This window comes from Streptomyces sp. NPDC051582, assembly GCF_040681715.1.
GTDB lineage: Bacteria > Actinomycetota > Actinomycetes > Streptomycetales > Streptomycetaceae > Streptomyces.
Map to the genome: position 1 here is coordinate 1 of NZ_JBFAZJ010000038.1, position 19135 is coordinate 19135.

Annotated in this window: 21 protein-coding genes, 2 pseudogenes and 1 riboswitch; of the genes and pseudogenes, 14 read left to right on the plus strand and 9 right to left on the minus strand. The window is 71.9% G+C overall.

The features are described 5' to 3' along the window. Positions 1 to 95: pseudogene (locus AB0M92_RS33885) on the plus strand (ABC transporter permease); the annotation flags it as partial. A 459-nt stretch (positions 96 to 554) separates the two neighbouring features. Here AB0M92_RS33885 and AB0M92_RS33890 read toward each other — a convergent pair. Then, entirely contained in the window at positions 555 to 1913 is a 1359-nt protein-coding gene (locus AB0M92_RS33890; RefSeq protein ID WP_366106193.1) for a lipase family protein, read from the minus strand. Between the two features lie 387 nt (positions 1914 to 2300). After that, positions 2301 to 2807 carry a MarR family transcriptional regulator gene (locus AB0M92_RS33895; RefSeq protein WP_366106194.1) on the minus strand — a complete coding sequence of 169 codons (507 nt, stop codon included), beginning with the start codon at positions 2805 to 2807 and terminating at the stop codon, positions 2301 to 2303. A gap of 148 nt (positions 2808 to 2955) precedes the next feature. Between AB0M92_RS33895 and AB0M92_RS33900 the strand changes: the two genes are divergently transcribed. Beyond that, positions 2956 to 4230 (plus strand): MFS transporter, encoded by a 1275-nt coding sequence (locus AB0M92_RS33900; protein ID WP_366106195.1) that lies wholly within the window; start codon positions 2956 to 2958, stop codon positions 4228 to 4230. Between the two features lie 126 nt (positions 4231 to 4356). On the opposite strand, the gene AB0M92_RS33905 is transcribed toward AB0M92_RS33900, so the two are convergent. After that, complete coding sequence (locus AB0M92_RS33905) at positions 4357 to 4728, minus strand: helix-turn-helix domain-containing protein (RefSeq protein ID WP_366106196.1); 372 nt, start codon at positions 4726 to 4728, stop codon at positions 4357 to 4359. A gap of 91 nt (positions 4729 to 4819) precedes the next feature. Between AB0M92_RS33905 and AB0M92_RS33910 the strand changes: the two genes are divergently transcribed. The 3 genes and pseudogenes from AB0M92_RS33910 to AB0M92_RS33920 all read left to right on the plus strand — a co-directional run. Next, positions 4820 to 5659 carry an NAD(P)H-binding protein gene (locus tag AB0M92_RS33910; protein WP_366106256.1) on the plus strand — a complete coding sequence of 280 codons (840 nt, stop codon included), beginning with the start codon at positions 4820 to 4822 and terminating at the stop codon, positions 5657 to 5659. Between the two features lie 266 nt (positions 5660 to 5925). Next, positions 5926 to 6468 carry a hypothetical protein gene (locus AB0M92_RS33915; RefSeq protein WP_366106197.1) on the plus strand — a complete coding sequence of 181 codons (543 nt, stop codon included), beginning with the start codon at positions 5926 to 5928 and terminating at the stop codon, positions 6466 to 6468. Between the two features lie 247 nt (positions 6469 to 6715). Then, a pseudogene (locus tag AB0M92_RS33920) lies at positions 6716 to 6814 on the plus strand (hypothetical protein); the annotation flags it as partial. A 152-nt stretch (positions 6815 to 6966) separates the two neighbouring features. Here AB0M92_RS33920 and AB0M92_RS33925 read toward each other — a convergent pair. Together AB0M92_RS33925 and AB0M92_RS33930 are read right to left on the minus strand one after the other, a co-directional pair. Then, on the minus strand, positions 6967 to 7452 hold the full coding sequence (locus AB0M92_RS33925) for a hypothetical protein (RefSeq protein ID WP_366106198.1): 486 nt from the start codon (positions 7450 to 7452) through the stop codon (positions 6967 to 6969). A gap of 38 nt (positions 7453 to 7490) precedes the next feature. Beyond that, on the minus strand, positions 7491 to 7793 hold the full coding sequence (locus AB0M92_RS33930; protein WP_366106199.1) for a hypothetical protein: 303 nt from the start codon (positions 7791 to 7793) through the stop codon (positions 7491 to 7493). A gap of 172 nt (positions 7794 to 7965) precedes the next feature. On the opposite strand from AB0M92_RS33930, the gene AB0M92_RS33935 reads away from it, so the two are divergent. Beyond that, entirely contained in the window at positions 7966 to 8157 is a 192-nt protein-coding gene (locus AB0M92_RS33935) for a hypothetical protein (protein WP_366106200.1), read from the plus strand. Between the two features lie 59 nt (positions 8158 to 8216). On the opposite strand, the gene AB0M92_RS33940 is transcribed toward AB0M92_RS33935, so the two are convergent. Both AB0M92_RS33940 and AB0M92_RS33945 read right to left on the minus strand, forming a co-directional pair. Beyond that, complete coding sequence (locus AB0M92_RS33940) at positions 8217 to 9068, minus strand: SDR family oxidoreductase (RefSeq protein ID WP_366106201.1); 852 nt, start codon at positions 9066 to 9068, stop codon at positions 8217 to 8219. Between the two features lie 225 nt (positions 9069 to 9293). Then, a complete protein-coding gene (locus AB0M92_RS33945; RefSeq protein WP_366106202.1) occupies positions 9294 to 9518 on the minus strand; it encodes a hypothetical protein in 225 nt (74 codons plus the stop codon). 115 nt (positions 9519 to 9633) lie between these two features. Beyond that, positions 9634 to 9696: riboswitch (guanidine-III (ykkC-III) riboswitch) on the plus strand. A gap of 76 nt (positions 9697 to 9772) precedes the next feature. Here AB0M92_RS33945 and AB0M92_RS33950 point away from each other — a divergent pair. From AB0M92_RS33950 to AB0M92_RS33970, 5 genes are all read left to right on the plus strand, one after another. Next, positions 9773 to 10225, plus strand: coding sequence for an Ohr family peroxiredoxin (locus tag AB0M92_RS33950; protein WP_366106203.1), 453 nt, complete (start codon positions 9773 to 9775; stop codon positions 10223 to 10225). Continuing rightward, entirely contained in the window at positions 10212 to 10679 is a 468-nt protein-coding gene (locus AB0M92_RS33955) for a hypothetical protein (RefSeq protein WP_366106204.1), read from the plus strand. The genes AB0M92_RS33950 and AB0M92_RS33955 overlap by 14 nt, the downstream gene beginning before the upstream one ends. 97 nt (positions 10680 to 10776) lie before the next feature. Continuing rightward, on the plus strand, positions 10777 to 11664 hold the full coding sequence (locus tag AB0M92_RS33960; protein WP_366106205.1) for a DUF3626 domain-containing protein: 888 nt from the start codon (positions 10777 to 10779) through the stop codon (positions 11662 to 11664). Between the two features lie 182 nt (positions 11665 to 11846). Continuing rightward, on the plus strand, positions 11847 to 12764 hold the full coding sequence (locus AB0M92_RS33965; protein WP_366106206.1) for a hypothetical protein: 918 nt from the start codon (positions 11847 to 11849) through the stop codon (positions 12762 to 12764). Positions 12765 to 12905: 141 nt separating this feature from the next. Further along, positions 12906 to 14414, plus strand: coding sequence for a DUF4246 domain-containing protein (locus AB0M92_RS33970; protein ID WP_366106207.1), 1509 nt, complete (start codon positions 12906 to 12908; stop codon positions 14412 to 14414). 102 nt (positions 14415 to 14516) lie between these two features. On the opposite strand, the gene AB0M92_RS33975 is transcribed toward AB0M92_RS33970, so the two are convergent. Both AB0M92_RS33975 and AB0M92_RS33980 read right to left on the minus strand, forming a co-directional pair. Continuing rightward, the gene (locus AB0M92_RS33975) at positions 14517 to 15218 is read right to left on the minus strand and encodes a response regulator transcription factor (protein WP_366106208.1); all 702 of its coding nucleotides are present in this window, start codon (positions 15216 to 15218) and stop codon (positions 14517 to 14519) included. Further along, positions 15215 to 16414, minus strand: a complete 1200-nt coding sequence (locus AB0M92_RS33980) for a sensor histidine kinase (RefSeq protein WP_366106209.1) — start codon at positions 16412 to 16414, stop codon at positions 15215 to 15217. The genes AB0M92_RS33975 and AB0M92_RS33980 overlap by 4 nt, the downstream gene beginning before the upstream one ends. 260 nt (positions 16415 to 16674) lie before the next feature. On the opposite strand from AB0M92_RS33980, the gene AB0M92_RS33985 reads away from it, so the two are divergent. The 3 genes from AB0M92_RS33985 (at position 16675) to AB0M92_RS33995 (ending at position 19082) form a co-directional block, all read left to right on the plus strand. Then, complete coding sequence (locus AB0M92_RS33985; RefSeq protein WP_366106210.1) at positions 16675 to 17046, plus strand: peptidoglycan-binding domain-containing protein; 372 nt, start codon at positions 16675 to 16677, stop codon at positions 17044 to 17046. 304 nt (positions 17047 to 17350) lie between these two features. Further along, a complete protein-coding gene (locus tag AB0M92_RS33990) occupies positions 17351 to 18664 on the plus strand; it encodes a DUF3533 domain-containing protein (protein ID WP_366106211.1) in 1314 nt (437 codons plus the stop codon). A 58-nt stretch (positions 18665 to 18722) separates the two neighbouring features. Next, positions 18723 to 19082 (plus strand): VOC family protein, encoded by a 360-nt coding sequence (locus AB0M92_RS33995; protein ID WP_366106212.1) that lies wholly within the window; start codon positions 18723 to 18725, stop codon positions 19080 to 19082. Positions 19083 to 19135 lie beyond the last annotated feature (53 nt).

A 19135-nucleotide genomic window follows, 5' to 3' on the forward strand; every position in this document is an offset into this window, starting at 1 on the left:
TCATCCTCACCGTCGGCATCGCCATCGACCTCCTCATCTTCAGCCCCGTCGAGCGCCGGGTCCTGCGCAGCCGCGGCCTACTGGTCAAGAACTGACAGGGCGAGCAACTCATCGACGGCTCCCATCGACCAACACGACGCCGTTCCAACGGAGTCGCGCACTTCATGCGCCTCGCACGAACCACCCCCACACTCGCCGCTGTCCGGACCCCTGGGTCGTCTCTTTCGGATCTTGCCGGTTGAGTGCGCGCTGTTCGGTGCCGCGCATCGACGTGTTGGCGGGGCGCCCTTGTACTGGACGTACTGGGGTGCTCCGCCAACGCGGCGAGGTGCGGTGCCGGGCGGCGCGGGTCTGGGGGCACCTCCCAGCGGTAGCTGGGGGAGCAAGATCCGGAAGAGACGGCCCAGGCACCACCCGCCACCTGCGGCGCTAGTAGGCCGGGCGTTCCGGGCCGGTCGAGGCGGCGGAGGTGACGGCCCGGGGAGCACCCGCGGCGGGTTCACCACCCGGCTCCGCTGGGGCGCTGGCGCTCCCGGGCCGCTCGGTCCGGCCCGTTACGGCCTGGCGGTCGGCTTCTGCGGCTCCAGCGAGTTGCCCGCGGGAATCCTGCCGCAGCTGGTGGGTGCGGTCCGGCCGGCGAAGCGGTCGTCCAGCCAGGTCATCGCCCGCAGCGTCCAGTACGGCATGGCGCCGACGTGGCTCAGCAGGCCGTACTCCTCGTACTTGATCGAGCCGTTGCCGGTGGCGCAGTACTGCCGGGCCAGCGCCCGTACGTCCCCGGCGACCATGACGCCGTCCCCCGTGCCGATGCCCGGCGGGGTGTTGAACGTCCCTTCCAGCCAGCCCGCGTTGCCTTGTCCGATGAACCCCGGGATGGTCGGGGTGGCGGCCTGGCCCAGATTGATCTTGTTGACCGCCTCGACGAAGGCCGGAATGGAGTTCGGGTCCTTGTAGTCCGGCTTCGCCATGTCCTTCCAGGTCATCCCCGGGTGGCGGCCCAGCGCATCGACGATCGAGCCGTGTTCGAGCTCGTTGACGACCGCCAGGCCCTTCGCGCTCAGGTACGGGGTGAGGTCGATTCCGTACGAGCGCGAGACGCCGATGACGGCCATCGGGATGACCCCGTTCCAGGCCAGCGCGCCGTCGACGTACTTGAGGTTGTGCGCGGGGGCGACGAGCAGTCCGCCTTCGGCGAAGCCGACGAGCTGCTTGTTCACCTCGGGCGCGTACGCGGGGGCGAGGGCCGACGTCCAGTTGGTGGCGATGGCCCCGCCCGAGTAGCCGAACAGGCCGATCCTCGTGCCCGCGTGCAGGCCCGTCTCCTGGGTGCGGTTGGCGGCGCGGATCGAGTCCAGCGTGTTCGTGCCGTATTCCGGGCCGGCCGCGAAGTCGGCGTTCTGGCCCTCGGTGTCCGGGATGACCAGGTCGTAGCCCTTGAGCAACAGCGGTGCCAGGATGACGGATTCGGCGTTGGCGATGACGCCGCCGAGCGAGACGTCACCCGCGATGGCCCGGGAGGGGCCGTCCTCCGGGCTGAGGGAGTCGTAGAACGACTGGTACGACACCGCCTTGTTGCCGTCGCCATGGGGGCTGCGGACCACGGTGGTCACGTTGGCCGAGGGCCTGCCCTGGGCGTCGGTCGTGCGGTAGAGCAGTTGGACGGCCTTCAGGGGCGTCGGGATCCCGAGGACGTGGTAGTTCAGCGTGCGCTTCTTCAGAACGTCGCCCGGCCGGTACGAGGCCAGCGGCTTGCCGCCGTCGTAGCGGTAGAACGGGTCGGACGTCGCGCCGGCCCCGCGTCCGCCGCCCGCGTTGGGCGCGGCCGACGCCGTCGGTGCGGTACCGGCGCCGACGCCGGCGGCGACGGCGGTCACGATGGCGGTGGACAAAAGAGCTGTGGTTCTCCGGTTCATTACTCCCCCGTACGTCGATCCGCAGTGGTTTTACCTGGCGGTAACTTACTGGAGGTAACGCCGTTTCACATAGGCACGTCACGCTGCTTTTCGGAGTCCACCCCGCCGGGGGCGGAAGGACCGCGCAGAGGGTGTCGCGCCGGCCGGCGACGGTCCGGCGGCGCACTCGGCCTTCACCGGCGGCGGCTTCGAAGGGGCGCCCGCGGAAGGGCGAAACCGGCCACATCGGATGGAAGGGGCCCGGGAGCCGGGGGCAGACCCGCGCCGACTGCCCGGAGGGCAGGGCCCCAACCACCCTCCCCGTACTACTTCGTCGCAGATCAGGGGTGGTGCGAACGCGCCGTGGCCGAATGTGTGGGGCCGACCTGACACAGCACCGTCAGGGCCCTAGCCGATCGAGGCGTCCCCGTGGGATTCCAGGAGTGTGCGCAGCGCCGAGGCCACCGTGTCGCAGGTGTCGCGGTCCAGGGGAGCGAGGAGGGAGGCGAAGTGCTGCAGATGCTCCGCCATCACCTTCTCGGCGACCTCGCGGCCCTGGCCGGTCAGACGGACGCGGACCGAGCGGCGGTCCTGGCCGTCGCGGACCCGCTCGACCAGACCTTTGGCTTCCATCCGGTCGATGCGGTTGGTGATGGCTCCGGAAGTGACCATCGCGGCCGGGACGAGCGCCCCGGCGGTGAGCGTGTACGGCGGACCCGAACGCCGGAGCGTCGTCAGGATGTCCAGCTCGCCGACCTCCAGGTCGCGTTCGGCCACGAAGGCCTTGAGCTGCTTCTCGATGATGCGGTTCATCCGCTGGATCCGGGCCAGGACCTCGATGGGCCACAGCTCGTCCGTCAGATCGGGCCGCTGCGCCGCCCACTGACCGACGATCACATCCACCGCGTCACTCATCGGACCTCCACCCGTCTCGATCACTCGCTCGTACCGGATCCAGCATAACCCGAATGCTTCAACGTTAAGAGACTTGACGTTCAGGGGCCTACGGTGATTTTATTTCAACGTTGAGATTGTTAACCTTCAGATGGATTGGAGCGGCGCCATGACCACCGCGCCCGCAGGCACAGAGACCGGCACCCGTGCCGGGAACGGCTCGTCCGCCCCCCGCGCACCGGGAGTTCCGGCAGCCCACGGCCGCCCAGCGGCCCGCGGACCCGTCCCCGCCTTCTGGCTCGCGCTGCTCGCCACCCCCATCGCCGCCGGGGCCAACGCCCCGGTCCTGATCCTTCCGGACATGGCCCGCTCGCTCGGGGTGTCCACCTCCACCGCGTCCTGGCTCGTCTCCGCCTTCGCCTGGGCCATGGCCGTCGGCACCCCGCTGCTCGCCGGACTCCTGCGCCGCACGGGCCTGCGGCCCGTACTGCGCCTCGCCTCCGCGCTCGTCCTCGGCGGCACCCTCCTCGTCGCGGTCTCCCCCTGGCTCCCGCTCACCCTGGCCGGTCGGGCGGCCCAGGCCGCTGGCGGTGCGGGACTGGTCGCGGCGGCGATGAGCCTGGCCGGAACGGCCCGCCGCATGGGTGTCATCAGCGCCGGGTTCGGCATGCTCGGAGCGGCCGGACCGCTCCTCGGCGAACAGCTCGCACACGCCGCCTCATGGCGGCTGTCCCTCTCCGTGTCGGTGATCGCGGTGCTCGCCGTGCCCGCGGTGCTCCGGTACGCCGGGGCCATCACACCCTCGTCCGACCGCTTCGACGGCCGCGGCGCCGCCCTGCTGACCGTGCTGGCCACCGCGCTGGTCACCTTCCCCCACGCCCCGCTGGCCGCACTCGGCGCGGCCCTCGTCGCCGCGGTCCTGCTCGCCCTGCACATCCGCCGCCGCCCCGAGGGGTTCGTCCCGGCCGCCCTGCTGCGCACGCCGGTCTTCCTGACCTCGGGACTGCTGGCGCTCGTCCTGTCGGGCTCGTACTTCACGCTGCTCTTCGCGGTGCCGCGGCTGCTCGGCGACCGGGCCGGCTGGGACACCGGCGCCGCCGGGGCCGGCCAGCTGGTCGCGCTGCTCGTCGGCTCGGCACTGTCCTGGCTGCTCGCCGCGGCCTCGGCCCGGATGGGCCGCCCGGCCGTACTGGCCGTCCTGATCGGCGTCGGCGCCCTGGCGGCTGCCACCGCGGCCTTCTCCGACTGGGGCCCCCTCCTGCTGGCCGCCACCGTCGGCGGGGTCTTCGCCGCCACCGGCGCCAACGCCTGTCTCTCGATGCACGCCGCGGCCGGCGCCCCCGAGCACCAACGGCCCACCGCCATCGGCCTGTTCGCCCTCTGCTACCAGCTCGGCGGCGCGTTCGGCCCGGCGGTCGCCGCGGCCCTGGTGCTGGGCTCCTGATCTGGAGCCGGCCCCGAGCCCCCGGTCTTCCGGCCCGTCCCGCCCACGGCGGCGGCGGGCCTGCCGCCGTTCACCCCCGGACGCAGCGCACTCCCTGCCCGAGCCGGGTGGCCGGCCGCCCCCACGTCAGCTCGGACCACGCGGCGACAGCCGGCGTGTGATCCGATCGAACAACTCCGTGAGCGGTTCGCCGACGTCCCGGCCGAACTCGGTCAGCCCGTAAGTGACCTGAGGCGGCGTCGTCGGCTCGACCTTCCGCCAGATCAGGCCGTCCTCCACGAGCGAGCGCAGGGTCTGGGCGAGCATCTTCTCGCTGATGCCCTGGATGCTCTCGCGCAGTTCGTAGAACCGAAGGTCGTTGCTCCGCAAGGAGATCAACACCCAGATGCCCCACCTGCTGGTCACGTGGTCGACCATGTTGCGCGCGGGGCAGTCGGTGTGAAACACGTCATACCGCTCGCCCGGCTCGGTCCCTGTGAACTGCGCGCCTACCACCATGTGAGGAGCTTACCTCCAGGTATGTCCTTACCAGAAGTAAGCCCGGCTCCTAGCGTGAACGTCGTTGAGAACATCGAACGAGGAGCTGCTCATGATCGTGGTGACCGGGGCTACCGGAAACGTGGGGCGGCCGTTGACGCGGGCGCTGGCCGAGGCGGGCCGGCAGGTGACCGCGGTGTCGCGGCACGCTGCGGCGACACCGGACGGCGTCCGCCACGTGGTGGCCGACCTGAGCGAACCGGCCGGCATCGAGCCCGCGCTGGCCGGGGCGAATGCACTGTTCCTGCTGCTGTCCGGCGAACTGCACGCCGACGGGTCCAAGCCCGTTGACGTCATCAACAGGGCCGCGGCGAGCGGGGTCCGACGGGTCGTCCTGCTCTCCTCCCAGGGCGTGGCGACCAGGCCCTTCGGCACGACACGGCTCACGGTGCGAGCGGTGGAGGACGCGCTGCGGGAGTCCGGTCTGGAGTGGGCCATCCTGCGGCCGGGCGGCTTCGCCTCCAACGCCTTGTGGTGGGCCGAGTCCGTCCGCACGCGGGGCGTCGTCGCCGCGCCGTTCGGCGACGTCGGGGTGCCGATCATCGATCCGACGGACATCGCCGAAGTCGCGGCCGCCTGCCTGCTGGATGACCGGCACGCCGGAGGCGTGTACGAACTGACCGGCCCCGAGGTGATCACACCGCGCCGGCAGGCGGAGGCGATCGCCGACGCCTTGGGGTCGCCGGTGCGGTTCGACGAACTCACCCGTGACGAGGCCAAGGCCGCCATGAGCCGGAGCATGCCGGCGGAACTCGCCGACGACACCCTGGACATCCTCGGTGCTCCGAGCCCGGCCGAACTGCGCGTCGGCCCGGACGTACGGCGGATCCTCGGTCGCGCCCCGCGCTCCTTCGCCGACTGGGCCGCCCGCAACGTCGCCGCGTTCCGCTGAGCGGGCCGCCTTCCGATCGGGCCGGGTCGGCGGGCCGGAGAAGTCCCTTGCCCGGGTGACCCGCGTCCGGCCCACACGGTGGTCCCGCGAGCCCGGGGACCCCGGGGCCCGGGGCTCGCGGGACCACGGGACCACGGCTGCGGCGCAGCGGGACGGTGCCCGGAAGATCGGCCCCATATCCTGCGCGGCGTACGGACCGGTGGTTCCGGTCGGCCGCGGAGGCCCGCCACCACTGATCACCGCAGCCGTCAGGGGGAGTTCGCACCATGACCCGCACCACGGAGTCCCTTGGCGGGTCGGCTGCGGTCGACGATGCGGCACGAAGCGTCACGCGCCCGTTCTACGCATACGCCGTGCTCGCCAACACGCTGTTCATCGGGCAGGGCGTCGGCATGGCATGTGTGTCCGGTGCGGACACCGCCCTGCTGTACGACCTGCTCGTGCGTCGGGGTGCAACGGCCGCCTACGTAAAGATCAATTCCCGGTTCACCATGCTCCGGACGGTCACCTCGGGAGCCGCCATCGTCCTCGGCGGCCAATTGCAGCGGATCTCCTGGGGAATCGTCTACGTCGGTTCGGCGGCGAGCCTCGTCACGGCCGCGGTGGCGCTGATGTCGCGGGTGCCCTTCGCCGGCGGGCTCACTCCGCTGTTGTCGGACCGCGCCGACCGGCGGATCGGGTACCGGGTCATCGTCCCGGTGTCCCTCCTGGCGCTCGCCGTGGCGCTCGGCCTCAGCGGCCTCGGCCTCGTCTGGTCGCCATCGGCGCGTTCCTGGTCCTGGTCGGGATTCCCGAGATCACGGCCGTGATCGTGGACAACGTGTTCAACGAGGCCGTACCGTCGCGCCACCGGGCGAGCCTGCTGTCGATGATCGCGTTCGTGGAGTCGGTGCTCATCGGCATCGGCTATCTCGTCCTCGGCGTGCTCGTGGACGGGTTGGGCTCCAGTGCGGGCATGGCCACGTACGCCGCGGTCCCCCTGCTGGCATCTCTCCTGTGGCTTCCGGTGCTCCTGCGAGGATCCCGGGTGTGGCTTCGTCGTCCATCGTCGAACCTCGAAGTCCTGAGCAGACCGGCTCGGCCGACATCGTCGGCACCGGAGGCGACGGCGCGCACACCGTGAACATCTCCACCATGGCCGCGGTCGTCACGGCCGCCGCCGGGGTGCGTCGGCGAGCTGGGCATCGGCTTCACCTTCGCCCCCGCCTGGTCCGCGGCCTCGACGGTCTCGACGGTCTCGACGGTCTCGACGAGATCACCACCGCCGCTCCGCCCTGGGGGATCCGGCCTGATCCGAAAGTCGCGGCCTAGTCCTGCCAGTGGAACAGCAGTGTGTCCACGTCCAACGGGTCACGGCTGCCGAAGTGGTACACCCCGAGGCCGGTGACCCGGATCGAGCCCACGGCATCGTCGATCCAGCGGAAGCCGGCCGATTCGAGTGCGCGGCGCACGTGCGGTTCGCCACCCCGGCCGGCGGCGAACCGGCACAGCGTGCTGACGTGCACCTCGCCGCCGCCCGGTCCGTAGCCGATCACGTCGTAGGTGCCGTCCCCTTGGTGGCGGGCCTCCCCGCAGGAGACGGGCGGCTTCGGGGCGAGTCCCGCGGCAGTGAGGGCGGCCGCGGCCCGGAGCAGCCGCTCGGCCGGGTCGGACGCCGACGGCGGCTCCGTACACAGGGCCTCGATCCGCCAGCGCGGATCGCTCCCCTCCTCGCGCCGCCGCCCGTACTCGTGCACGATCGCGGCCCGCAGCTCCTCGTCCAGCCCGCCCACTTCGACGCGGGGCCGCCCCAACTGCCCGTACAGCCGCCGGGTCTCGCCGACGTCGTCGGTCAGACGGTGCAGCGGTGGTCCTGGGCGCGTTGCGCGACGGTCCGGTCGGGGTCCGCGAGCGCCTCGGTGACGTCCTCGCCGGCGTGGTGGCGCATGCGGATGCCGGTGGACCGGTCCGCGGGGCGGGCCGCGTCGAGTGCGGCCAGCACCGCCTCGGCCCCGTACCGTGCGACCAGGGTGTCGAGACCCGCCTCTCCGATCTCCCGCCGGCGACGCCAGGATTGGAAGGCGAGCTCCGCCAGGGCGCCGGCCGCCGTGAGGTCGCCGAGCGCCCCGCGGGCGCCCAGAACAGCCTCGGCCATGCCGTAGGAGCCGTCCCGGTTCCGGTCCCCTCGTGCCGCAGCCAGGGCAGCAGTTCGGAGCGGCCCGCGAGCGGCCCAAACCCCACAACCAGTCACACTCCGTGTTTAGATGCCGCGAAGGTGGTAACAAGCAGTAGTAACAGCCAGTCAATACCCGGCGAAAGGCAGGAACATGAACCTCGTTGCCGTGCTCATCCTCGTCGTGGCCCTCGTACTCGTCGGTCTTCTGATCGCGGCCCCCAGCGCCACCGTCCGGCACAACCCCTTCCCGGGCCGCCGAGTGCGGGCCGGCCACCGCCGCTCGGGCGCTCGCCGGTCGACCCGCGTACCCGGTCAGCGCGACGTCCGGCACCACGCGCGCTGATCCCGGGCCGTGCCCGCCACCGCCGCCCGGGGTGAACCGCACCCCGCACGCCCCCGCCGTCAGACCGGCAGCGGGGGCGGGGGCGGGGGCGGACCCTGTGCGAGGATCCGGGCCGCGGCGAACTCCTCGCGGGAGGCCTGCTCCGCCAGGTCCAGGTAGCCGTACGCGTCGTCGCCGACCGGAATCCGCAGCGGTGTCGGCCCCTGGGCCGCGACGATGCCGAGTACCCGTTCGGCGAAGTCCTCGGGGCGTCCCGTCTCGGGATTCTCCGCGAGACCGCGGGCACCGTCGAGCATCTCGCGGTTGGTCGCGTCGTAGACCGGGATCCGGCGCCGCGCCTCCGTCATGGACGTGCCGTAGCGCGTGGCGAACATGCCCGGCTCCACCACCGTGACGCGGATGTTGTGCGGGGCCGCCTCGATGGCCAGCGCCTGGCTCATGCCCTCCAGGGCGTGCTTGCCGGCGACGTAGGCGCCCATGCCCGGGAAGGCGATACGGCCGACCACGGAGGAGATGTTGACGACGTGGCCGTGGCCCTGGGCCCGCATCAGCGGGAGGACGAGCCGCGTGAGCCGCCACGGGCCCACGACCAGGGTCTCCAACTGGTCCCGCAGCTCGGTGTCCGACACTTCCTCGACCGCACCGAACAGTCCGATGCCCGCGTTGTTCACGAGGATGTCGATGCCGCCGAGACGGTCGGTGGCTCTGCGGACGGCTTCCTCGCAGGAGGCGGCGTCCCGCAGTTCGAGCGGAACCGGGAGGATGCGGCCGGGCCAGGCTGCGGCGAGGCCCTCCAGGTCGGCGGTCTTGCGGGCGGTGACCGCCAGTCGGTCCCCGGCCCGCGCCGCGGCCGAGGCCAGGGCGTGTCCGAGGCCGGAGGAGCATCCCGTGAGCAGCCAGCGTCGTCCCATCGTTACCCCCGTGACGAACAAGTGTTGCGGACCGTGGTGGTGACGGTCATGTTCGGGGGATGACGGCGCGCGGTCATCCCCTCCCGCGGGGGCGTGCGGAGGCGCGCGGGCGCACGGGCGGGCGCGCACGGCGCGGCCGGACCCGGGCCGCCCTGGGCCGCTCCGGCCCAGGGCGGCACCGCGGCGGCACCGCGGCGCGAGCCCGGCGGCGCGGTGATCGACCGGTCAGACGGCTTCGGTCGCGAAGAGCTCCAGGTGGGCGCAGTGCGGACAGCGGTACGCCTCGATGCGCCGCCGGGGCCTGCCCAGCCGTTTCGCGCCGCCGAACAGGCCGCGTTCCAGCGGCCCGGCGATCCAGCGCGCGTACCCCCGGGCCCCCTCCCCCGCGTCCTCGACGAAACCCGGCTCCAGGCCGACGCCACCGCAGTACGTACATCTCATCGGGTCCACGGGGGTGAGTCTATGAAGGGGGCCGGCCGTGCCACAGCGGGCAGCCGGGCCGGCAAGGGGTGAGGAAGTTCACCGCGGCGGACGCACCGGGCGGCGGATCGTGTTGCTAGATTGTCCGGCGGCCGGTCCAAGGCCCCGGACGAGATGCGCCGTACCCGGTTACGCACGACGACGCGCGAGGTGCCGCACGAGCGGCGCCGCCCCGCTGTCCGCGCCCGGATGGCGTCCTCGTCGAGCAAGATGGGCCTAACGCCATGACCGTGCCACTCACCCGCACCCTGTACCGGACGACCGCGCACGCCGCGGGGGGACGCACCGGATCGGTCCGCACGGACGACGGACGCCTGGACGTCCGCCTCGCCCCGCCGCGCAAGAAGGTCCCCGGCACCACCAATCCCGAGCAGCTGTTCGCGGCCGGTTTCGCCGCCTGCTTCACCTCCGCGCTCGCCGAGGTGGCCGCCGAGTTCGGGGCGGACGCCTCCGCCGCACGCGTGGACTGCGAAGTGCAGCTCGGCACCACGGACACGCCCGCGGGCTACGGCCTCGCCGTGACCCTGACCGTCAGCCTGCCCGGGTGGCGGGCGGCGGACCTCCAGCCCCTGCTGCACCGGGCGGACGAGGTCTGCCCGTACGCGCAGGCCGTACGGGGCAACGTACCGCTGACCCTCCTGGCCGTGGACGAGCCCGCAGCCGATGACCACGCCTGAGCCCGGGCCGGTCCGGAACTCCGGACGCACCTCGGATCTCCCGGACGGCCCCGGGGTCCCGGTGCCCGAGCACGGCGCGTGGCTGCGGCGCGGGATCAGCCGCAACGGCGGACCCCTCGTCGAGGACCGCGAGGTGGTGTGGCTGCAGGCCGGGACGTACTACGCCGACAGCCGGGGCTTCGCCGGTACGACGTCCTTCGACGGCACCCGGGTGCACTTCCACCACCTCACCGGCGAGCCCGGCGAGGATGCCGGCACGTTCCGGTGGGACGGCGCGAACCTCGTCGAGCGGGGCACCAACCCGGACGGCGGCACGTTCCTGGAGATCTGGACCCCGCTGGCCGGCGCCGAGGGGTCCTGCGGCTCCTGGTCGGGCCCGGACCACCACGTGGTGCGCGTCGGCCGCCACGTGGTGCACGTCGATCCGCGCGCCGGATCGTACTGGCGGCTGTAGCCCGCCGCCGCGCGGCGCGCGGCGCGCACAGGCGCCGACGCGGCGCCGGCCGACAATGCGCGTGCGCCCATGGCCCACGCTGGGGAACACTGTGCGCATGAGCGCCTCAGCCGCCCCGACAGCACGGGAACGGGCCCTTCGTCATGTCGCGGGACTGTCGTCGGGCCCTCCCATGGACCCGACGCTGCGGGTGACCCTCAACTTCCACCCGGACCGTCTGCTGCACGGCAAGCCGATCCTGGAGGCCCTGGCCGAGGACGGCGTCTACCGCTCCCAGTTCGTCACGGGCACCAGCAACGGCGGGCTGAGCGCGCATCCCGGTGGCGACCGGTGGCGCTGGGAGAGCCGGATCTTCGACGGGGCGTACGACGGAGGGGACGCTCATGAGCGGCCCGTCTACGGGGCGTTGAACTTCCGCCGCAAACCGGCCGGCGGCGCGCCGCGGTTCGGCTCCGCCCACTTCCGGCTGGCTGCCGAGACGTCGGCGCGGACCACGTTCTGCTACCCGGACAGTTTTCTCGAACCGTCGGACTTCGGCGTCGCGGCCCGCATGGGGCTCCTCCGGCTCGCCCTCGCCGATCATCAGGACGAGCTCGACGACTACATCGAGGCCCAGGTGCACGGGCCGGTCCGACTGCGCTCCGACGTGGAGGCGCTGGTGCTGGACCCCTGCTATCGCGGCACGACGGTCGAGGCAGCGGCTCTGCGCCTCGGCTGCCCGGTGGAGTGGCACTCGGGCTTTCGGCTCGGGGTCGAAGAACTCCGGCGTCACCCCGGCTACCGCGGCCGGGAACACGTCGACTTGGGCACGCGGATGGCGGTCGACGGCGTACTCGATCCCCGGATCGTCGGGGATGCCGCACGCTCGGACCGCCACGACCCCCAGGCGGTCAAGAAGGTGTGGCACTACCTGGCACGATTCGGTGCGTCCTGGGCTTGCGCCGACGGCCCGGTGCCGCCGGCACCGCACGACACCGTCCGCTGATCCGGGTGGGTGCGGGCCCCGAGTCGTAGCGGTCGAGGAATTCGCCGGCCGGGAGGTCGAGCGCATGCGGTCTGGAGAACACCTCCGTCGGTTCCCGGTCCGACGCGGCGTACGAGCCCGGCGACCGCCCGCGCGACCACCACCCGGAGCCTGTTGTCAGACGGGTGTGTCAGAGTCTGGGCATGCTGGAGATCGTGGTGAAGACGGAGAACGGCGAGCGGCACGTCCAGGTGTCCGCCGACGGGCTGGCCGGGCTGGTCGAGCGGATCGGTGGTGACGGCGACCGGTTCCTGGTGGTCGATCGGATACCCGACCTGCCTGACCTCTTCGCCCAGGTCTGGCACGAGGCGGGTGGCGACTACACGCTGGAGCACCGCGCCGGATCCGCTGACCGGCACTTCCAGACGCGGGCCGCCGATCCCCGGACGGTGGTCGCGGCGCTCACCGGATGGGCTCGCCGGGAGGCCGGCTGGGACGGCAGCCTGGCCTGGTCGCTGGTGGACACGGGCCCCGCCCCTCAGGTGCCGCCCCTCGACCTCGACGACGAGGAGCGCGCGACGCTGGAGACGCGCGTCCGCGAGGTGCTCGTCGGGGGTTACGCCTCCCGCGCCGAACTGGCCGAGGTGGCCGAGGAATTCCTGGTCACCCGGGACCGCAGGCCCGTCTCGCGCGAGCAGGCACGGGCGCTGGCCGACCGGTTGTGGCTGGAGCGGGTCGCGGAGCAAGCCGCGTGGCAGGGCGAGACCGACCCCGAGCGACTGACCCGCGCGTTCGCCGCCCTTCAGGACGGCGGGATCACCGCCCGCGAGAACTTCACGTGTTGTCGCGGCTGCGGCGAGTCCGAGATCGGCGGCGAAGGCGGCCCCGACGCCCGCGGCTTCGTCTACTTCCACACCCAGTGCACGGACTCCGCCGCGGCCGGCCACGGACTGACGCTGCTCTACGGCGGTTTCGACGGTTCGTCCGAGACCACCGCGGCCATCGGCCACGAGGTCGTGGCCGCCTTGGAGGCAGTGGGCCTCCAGGCCCAATGGGACGGCGACCCCGGCCGGGCCATCACGATCGCTCCCCTCGTCTGGCGACGCCGTCTGATCGGCTAGACCGCGCCGTTCGGATCAGTGCGGATCAGCCGGGGCGGGTGCGTACGTCGTCTCCAGGGGCGTCCCACGCCCCTGGCCCCGGTGTCAGTCCGCTCAAGTATTCTTCCGGCCACCGCACACCAACTCGAAGGATCAAGAGCATTGTCCGGCCTGTCTGCTTTCCCGCTGCCCTTTCACTCGTCCCGTTCCATCGCGTTCGCGACACCCCGAACGCTGCGGGAACTTCAGATGATGCAGTGCAGCGCGCACATTCGGGCGAAGCCGGGATGGTTCCACAAGATGAACGACGCCGACGTCGTCGCCAGGTGGACGCAGGAGGCGGTCGCCCAAGGCCTCACCGAAGCGCAGGTTCGTTACGTGCTTGCCGAACTCGCGCATTACGCGGCGCTGCGGGACGAAGGAACCGGCATCGAGGTGTCCGCCGTCGACGGGGTGTGGCAGTCGGACACTCTGGTCGACGAGGCGCTCAGATCCCGGCTGTGCGAGGCGGTCCAGGTTCTGGAACGGGTCCCCGAAGCTGAACGGGACTGGCACCCCGGATCCGACGGCCAGGTACTGGACCTGGTTCATCCCTCGCTGTTCTGTCTGGTGAGAGAGGCGAGCGGCGCACCCGAGCGGGCTTGGCAGAATCCGACGGACCGCTATTCGAAGTACGAGTTCTCGGAGCGATTCCAGTGGCTGCCCACGGACGTCGACGTCGATGACGACGGTGATGTCGCCTTCCGCTCTTACGTCAACAACGTCCACCCCGAAACCCACCGCGACCTGGCATCCGTCCTGCCAGACCTTTTCGCGCGCCTGCGCCCGCTGCTGGAGAACGTGCTCACTGATCTGCGCCATCCGCGGACCGTGCGGATCGAGGCCGATCCGTACGGGTGGTACGACTCGGAGCCGGAGTACCCGGACAGATCCTCCTACGGCGATGACGAGGCCTACGCGGAAGCCCGTCGTGCGTGGGAAGAGGCCCAGGACGACTGGTGGGAGAACCGCCGCCCGGTCATCCCGGACGCCCCGGCCTTCACCCCGCCCGAGTCGCCCGACGCGTCCGCCCGGGTCGACCTGCGCGGCCGCCGCCTCCAGGTCATCGTCAAGCTCGCCACCATTCATCTCACCCCGGAGAAGCCGGAGTACGCCGGCGGTTCCTGGCACGTCGAGGGAATGATGAACGAGCGGATCGTCTCGACGGGCATCTACTACTGGGACAGCGAGAACATCACGGAAAGCCGGCTGGGTTTCCGGGCGGCGCTCGACGACCCGAGCTACGAACAGAACGACGACAACGGCCTGCGTGAGGTCTACGGCCTGGAGGACGAGGACGCACTGAACCAGACACTGGGCTCGGCGTCGACCCCGGCGGGCCGCTGCCTGGCGTTCCCGAACATCCTGCAGCACCGCGTCGGCTCGTTCCGCCTCGCGGACGCCGGCCGCCCGGGACATCGCAAGATCCTGGCGTTCTTCCTGGTCGACCCGTCGGAAAGAATCGTCTCGACGTCCGACGTACCACCGCAGCAACCGTGGTCCGAGACCTCGACCATGACGCTCGAACAGGCGAAGGGCTTCCGCGAACAGCTCATGCAGGAACGCAAGTTCTTCGTGGACGAACACAACGAGCAGCTCTACGAACGGGAATTCTCCCTCTGCGAGCACTGACACCGCGGCCGGGCGGGTGGGTGGCAGGTTGGTCGGGCGGGTGGCCGGTGGCCGGTCGGGCGGGTGTGACGGGTGTGGTCCAACGACCCCCGAGCCGGATCCTCAGGTGTTGCGGCCGGGGACCACCAGACCGCTCTCGTACGCCGTCACCACCGCCTGGGCCCGGCTCTCCAGGCCCAGCTTCGTCATCGTCCGGCTCAGGTGGCTCTTCACCGTGCCCTCGGTGATGAACAGCCGCCAGGCGATCTCGGCGTTGGCCAGGCCCTGCCCGACCAGCTCCAGCACCTCGATCTCCCGGCCCGTCAGCGCGTCCAGTCCGGCGACCCCGGCCCTGGCGGCGGCGCCGGCCCCGTCGCCGCCCGCGCGGGTGGCGAAGGCCTCCACGAGCCGCCGGGTCACCGTCGGTGCGAAGAGCGCGTCCCCGCTGCCGACGGCGGTGATGGCGGCCAGCAACCGCTGGGGGCCCGAGTCCTTCAGCAGGAAGCCGCAGGCCCCGGCCTTCAGCGCCCCGTACACGTACTCGTCCAGGTCGAACGTGGTCAGGATCAGCACGCGGGGTGCCGGGGGCGGGGTCCGCGCGAGGATCCGCTCCGTGGCGGCGATCCCGTCCATGCCCGGCATCCGGATGTCCATCAAGATCACGTCGGGGCGGGTACGGGCGGCGAGCTCGACCGCCTCGGCGCCGTCCGTGGCCTCGCCGACGACCTCGAAGCCCTCCGCCACCTCCAGCAGGCCCACGAGCCCGGCCCGGATGAGGAACTGGTCGTCGGCCACGAGCACCCTCAAGGCTCCGGATCCCGTCATTCCGGGCGACCGTCCCCGCGCGGCGCTGCCGTCCGGGCGGAGGTCGGCAGCGTGAGGCGCACGGCATAGCCCCCTTCGCTGCGCGGTCCGGTGCTGATCGTTCCTCCGTAGAGCTTGGCCCGCTCGCGCATGCCGATCAACCCGTTCCCGCTCCCCGGTGCCAACTTGGCCGGAAGGGGGCGCCCGCCCGCGCCGTCGTCGGTCACGGTCACCGACAGGTGCGTTGGCCGGTAGTCGAGGGTCACGGTCACGCGGGCGCCCGGGGCGTGCTTGAGGACGTTGGTCAGTGCCTCCTGCGTCACCCGGTACGCACACAGCTCCACGCCGGGGGCCAGGGCGCGGACGCCGCCCGTGATCCGCAGGTCCACCGGAACGCCAGCGGCCCTCACCCGTTCGGCCGTCTCCGCGAGCCGTGACAGGCCCGGCATCGGGGCGTCCCTGCCCGGGGCCTGCTGGTCGGCCCCGCCCGCCGGTCGCTCCCGGTCGGTGTCCCTCAACAGGCACAGCATGCGCCGCAGTTCGTCCAGCGCCTCGGCGCTGGTCTCCTGGATGGTGGACAGGGCCGTCCTGGCCGTGCGGGGCGCCGAGTCGAAGACGTACCCGGCCAGGCCCGCCTGGATCGAGATCACGGACATGTGGTGGGCCACGATGTCGTGCAGTTCCCGTGCGATGCGCGCGCGTTCCTCGGCGACGTGGCGGCGAGCCCGTTCGTCGCGCTCGCGCCGTAGCTCGCGGGCCAGTTCGGCCGACCGGCGTGCCGCCAGCCCGAACCGCCACAGCACGGCCGGGAAGACCACGGCCTGCGCGAGCACGCTCGCCATGGAGCCGCCCGGGCCGTTGCCCAGCAGTCCCGCGTAGACCCAGACCGCCCCCATCAGGGCGGCGCAGGCCGCCGAGGTGCGGACCGGACAGAGCGCGGCCACCGTGTAGAGCGCGAGCATCGGACCGAAGCAGGTGACCACCGGCCAGTACCCGGCGGTGACGTACACGACCCACATCAGCTGGGTGAACAGGCAGACCGCGACCGGCGCCCTGGTCCGCACGGCCACCGGCACCGTCACCAGCCCGACGAGCAGGTACGCGGCGAGGTCGGGGGGAGGCCAGCCCTGGGCGACCGCCTCCCGGCCCAGCAGCACGGCCACACCCGTCTGCGCGAGGGCCGTCAGCGCGTCCATGGTGGAGGGGCGGATCCGCATCGCCGCAGCCTAGCCCGGACGGCGCGCAGCGGCCTCCCACTCCCGTACTCAGCCCTGGGTTGGGGAAGTGCCCTTCCTGCACCGGAGGTTGAGGCGGAGATCCATCCAGCACGGGACGACCCGGCGGCGCCCCGGACCGTAGCTTCTTGCCTCGGCAGCACGGGACCGGCCGACCACCGGTCCCGCACACCAGGACAGCGGGCCGCTCGGGGACGTCCACGGGGGAAGGGCCCGCGCCGAACGAAGGACGGAACACAGCCATGCTCGTCAGCAAGCGTCTCGCGCTCCTCGTCGCCTCCACCGCCTTGTGCACCGGTGTCGCCCTGGCCCCGTCGGCCGTGGCGGCCACGAACTCCGGTACGTCGGCGACCGGTTCGCGCGGCTGCAACCACACGGACTCCCAGCCCACCATCAGCAGGGGCGCCAAGGGCGCCGCGGTCAGGCAGGCCCAGTGTCTGCTCAAGACCTGGAACGTGAACATCGGCTCCTCCGGCGTCGACGGCGACTTCGGTCCCGACACCGACCGCGCCGTGCGCGAGTTCCAGCGCCGGGTGAAGGACATGTGCCACATGCCCGTCGACGGCATCGTCGGTCCCAAGACCTGGAGCGCCCTGAAGAACCCGGGCTGCTGACCCGGGGGTCCGGGTCGCCGGCCCGGCCCCGGACACGTACCGGGCCCCGGTCCGCGCGGTCGTCGTCCGACCCGCGCGGACCGGGGCCCCACCCGCCCGCCGGGCGCCGCCCGCCCACTCGTCGGGCAGCGCCTCGTACGCTCGGCTCGCGGCTTCCGGTGCGAAGTCCGGTGAGCCTCCGGGCGCCTCTGCACGACACGGCCCATGCTTGCCGGCACAGGCACCCCCCGATCGCGGAGGGTGACTGTCCGCGTCCGCCGCTTCGGTGTCGCCGCGGAACTCGCCGAGAACCATGGACGCCGACATGAATCACCGCGACGACACCCGCTCCGTGACCGCCGCCGGAGCACGCGCCTCGGCGCTGCTTCGCCGCCCGAAGCTGTGGGTGGTGCCCACGGTGCTGACAGGGCTGCTCGCCCTGCTGCTGTCGCTGCTGTACATGGGCGGCATCGTCAATCCGAACCGCAGACTGCACGAGCTGCCCGTCGGCATCGTCAACGCGGACACCGGCAAGCCGCTGCCCGGGCAGCGGCAGAACCTGGGGACACAGGTCACCGAGGCCGTGACCGGCGGCGACACGTCCGGCAAGGTCCAATGGCGCCGCCTCACCCAGGCCCAAGCGCAGGACCAGCTCTCCTCCGCCAAGATCTACGGCGCCCTGGTCATCCCCGCGAACTTCACCGATTCCGTGGCCGCACTCACCACGGCCACTGCCACGGTCCGGCCGACGATCACGGTGCTCACCAACCCCGGCATGGGGAGCATCGGCTCGTCCCTGGCCGACCGGATCAGCACGGCGGCGGCCCGGCAGTCCTCCAAGGTCATCGGCGAACGACTCATCACCTCCCCCGTCACCTCGCAAGCCGATTCCACGACGCGGCTGCTGCTGGCCGATCCCGTGCAGGTGGTCAGCCGGGTCGGTCATCCCGTCGGCGAAAACAGCGGGCTGGGCCTGAGCGCGTTCTACTACACCCTGCTGCTGGTACTCCTCGGATTCCTGGGCGGCAACCTCATCAACACCGGCGTGGACACCGCCCTCGGCTACGCGGACAGCGAGGTTGGCCCCTGGCACACCCGCCGGCCCACCGTGCCGATCAGCCGCACCCAGACGCTGCTGCTGAAAGTGGTCATGACGGCCGTGATCACGGTGTTGACCACCACGCTCGTCATGCTGGCCACGATCTCGATCCTCGGGATGGACGCCGTCCACATCCCGCTCCTGTGGATCTACTCCTACTGCGCGGGCCTCGCGGTGGGCCTCGGCGTCCAGGCGATCAACGCGGCGTTCGGCGGGATCGGCCAGCTCGTGTCCATGTTCGTGTTCATCGCGCTGGGCCTGCCGTCGTCGGGCGCCACCGTCCCGCTCCAGGCCGTCCCCGGCTTCTACCGCTTCCTGTCTCTCTTCGAGCCCATGCGCCAGCTCAGTGACGGAGTGCGTGCCATCCTCTACTTCGACGCGCGCGCCGACGCCGGTCTCACCCGCGCGTGGACCATGATCGCCGTCGGCACCGTCCTCGCCCTGCTCGTCGGGTTCGCGATGACCCGCTTCTACGAGCGCAGGGGTCTGGAACGCATGACACCCCAGCCCAGCGGAGGGAGCCGGCCGCCGGGCACGTGACGTCGACCGTGGAGAGTCGTACCGGCGGGGCGACAAAACGGACTGCTAGCTTGACCGGATGATCACCGGTGCACACACGATCATCTACGCCACCGACGCCGAGGCGGCCCGCGCGTTCTTCCGCGATGTGCTCGGGTTCCCGCACGTCGACGCCGGGGGCGGCTGGCTCGTCTTCAAGTCCCCACCGGGCGAACTGGCCGTCCACCCGACCGACCCCCACGCCGCCGGCGTCACCGAACTCTTCCTGATGTGCGACGACCTCGCCGCCACGGTCACACAGTTGCAGGCGAAGGGCGTCGAGTTCACCACCGGCATCACCGAACAGCGCTGGGGCTCGGTCACCACGCTGGCCGTGCCGGGGGCGGGCACGGTGGGGCTGTACCAGCCGAAACACGACACCGCGTACGACCTGGACTGACCACTGCACTCGCGCCTCCCGGCCTGTTGTTCGGTCTTGGTGCACGTGGGAGA

Excerpts from the sequence above, each read along its gene's own strand:
- AB0M92_RS33890 (WP_366106193.1), bottom strand. The coding sequence starts at position 1,913 with ATGAACCGGAGAACCACAGCTCTTTTGTCCACCGCCATCGTGACCGCC.
- AB0M92_RS33895 (WP_366106194.1), bottom strand. The coding sequence starts at position 2,807 with ATGAGTGACGCGGTGGATGTGATCGTCGGTCAGTGGGCGGCGCAGCGG.
- AB0M92_RS33900 (WP_366106195.1), top strand. The coding sequence starts at position 2,956 with ATGACCACCGCGCCCGCAGGCACAGAGACCGGCACCCGTGCCGGGAAC.
- AB0M92_RS33905 (WP_366106196.1), bottom strand. The coding sequence starts at position 4,728 with ATGGTGGTAGGCGCGCAGTTCACAGGGACCGAGCCGGGCGAGCGGTAT.
- AB0M92_RS33910 (WP_366106256.1), top strand. The coding sequence starts at position 4,820 with ATGATCGTGGTGACCGGGGCTACCGGAAACGTGGGGCGGCCGTTGACG.
- AB0M92_RS33915 (WP_366106197.1), top strand. The coding sequence starts at position 5,926 with ATGACCCGCACCACGGAGTCCCTTGGCGGGTCGGCTGCGGTCGACGAT.
- AB0M92_RS33930 (WP_366106199.1), bottom strand. The coding sequence starts at position 7,793 with ATGGCCGAGGCTGTTCTGGGCGCCCGCGGGGCGCTCGGCGACCTCACG.
- AB0M92_RS33935 (WP_366106200.1), top strand. The coding sequence starts at position 7,966 with ATGAACCTCGTTGCCGTGCTCATCCTCGTCGTGGCCCTCGTACTCGTC.
- AB0M92_RS33940 (WP_366106201.1), bottom strand. The coding sequence starts at position 9,068 with ATGGGACGACGCTGGCTGCTCACGGGATGCTCCTCCGGCCTCGGACAC.
- AB0M92_RS33950 (WP_366106203.1), top strand. The coding sequence starts at position 9,773 with ATGACCGTGCCACTCACCCGCACCCTGTACCGGACGACCGCGCACGCC.
- AB0M92_RS33955 (WP_366106204.1), top strand. The coding sequence starts at position 10,212 with ATGACCACGCCTGAGCCCGGGCCGGTCCGGAACTCCGGACGCACCTCG.
- AB0M92_RS33960 (WP_366106205.1), top strand. The coding sequence starts at position 10,777 with ATGAGCGCCTCAGCCGCCCCGACAGCACGGGAACGGGCCCTTCGTCAT.
- AB0M92_RS33965 (WP_366106206.1), top strand. The coding sequence starts at position 11,847 with ATGCTGGAGATCGTGGTGAAGACGGAGAACGGCGAGCGGCACGTCCAG.
- AB0M92_RS33975 (WP_366106208.1), bottom strand. The coding sequence starts at position 15,218 with ATGACGGGATCCGGAGCCTTGAGGGTGCTCGTGGCCGACGACCAGTTC.
- AB0M92_RS33980 (WP_366106209.1), bottom strand. The coding sequence starts at position 16,414 with ATGCGGATCCGCCCCTCCACCATGGACGCGCTGACGGCCCTCGCGCAG.
- AB0M92_RS33985 (WP_366106210.1), top strand. The coding sequence starts at position 16,675 with ATGCTCGTCAGCAAGCGTCTCGCGCTCCTCGTCGCCTCCACCGCCTTG.
- AB0M92_RS33990 (WP_366106211.1), top strand. The coding sequence starts at position 17,351 with ATGAATCACCGCGACGACACCCGCTCCGTGACCGCCGCCGGAGCACGC.
- AB0M92_RS33995 (WP_366106212.1), top strand. The coding sequence starts at position 18,723 with ATGATCACCGGTGCACACACGATCATCTACGCCACCGACGCCGAGGCG.